This is a genomic window from Streptomyces sp. BF23-19, from assembly GCF_041106355.1.
GTDB classification, from domain to species: Bacteria; Actinomycetota; Actinomycetes; order Streptomycetales; family Streptomycetaceae; genus Streptomyces; species Streptomyces virginiae_A.
The window spans coordinates 6,950-7,784 of the sequence record NZ_JBGBPT010000089.1 but is presented as its reverse complement, the minus strand read 5'-3'; the positions used below and the strand labels follow the sequence as shown (position 1 = coordinate 7,784).

1 protein-coding gene is annotated in these 835 nt (G+C 72.5%); it reads left to right on the top strand.

Annotated features, from left to right (window positions below; genetic code table 11):
* Window positions 1–751, top strand: a 751-nt coding sequence (locus tag AB8A24_RS35460) for an Ig-like domain repeat protein (RefSeq protein WP_369478559.1), incomplete at its 5' end; no start/stop codon positions are given.
* Window positions 752–835 lie beyond the last annotated feature (84 nt).

The window sequence follows — 835 nt, the reverse complement described above, 5'->3', positions numbered from 1 at the left end:
CGCGGGCGGCACGGCCTGCGTCACCACCAGCAGCCTCACCAGCGGCACCGTCACGGCCGCGTACAACGGCGACGGATGCTTCAAGCCGTCGAAGGGCGCGACGGGCGTGACCGTGAACAACGCCCAGACCACGACCGCACTCACCATCACCCCCAACCCCGCAGTCTGCGGCCGCCCGGTGACGTTCTGCGCCACGGTCACCACCGTCGCTCCGGGCAGCGGTACGCCCACCGGGACGGTCACCTTCACCGGCCCCGGCGGCTTCGTCCAGACCGTGACACTCAACGCCGGCGGCACGGCCTGCGTCACCACCACCGCGGGCGCCAGCGGCACGGTCACCGCCGTCTACAACGGTGGTACCTGCCACAGTCCCTCGGCAACGTCGGCCAACCTGACCGTGAACCCGGCTCCCACGACGCTGACGGCGGCCCCGGCGCAGATCCGCCTGCGGACGAACGGCACGTTCGTCATCCAGTCGATGAGCGCCACGCTCAAGGTCACCTCCACCGCCGCTCCGCTCCCGGGACAACTGGTCACCTTCAGGGCGAACACGACGCTCGGGCCCGTCGTCCTCGGGACCGCGCTCACCAACGCCGGCGGGGTGGCGACACTGGCCCCGCCGACGCTGACGGTTCCCAGCACGGTGATCACGGCGACGAGCTACACCGCGTCCTTCGCGGGGACGAGCTGCTACGCCGCTTCCTCCGTGACGGCGCCGCTGACACTCGTCCTCGTCCCGCTCCTTCCCTGACCGAACACCGGTCACCGCCCCCGGCCCCCACGGGCCGGGGGGGGGCGGGGGGGGGCGGGTGTGCATGCGGGGCAGCAGTGACTC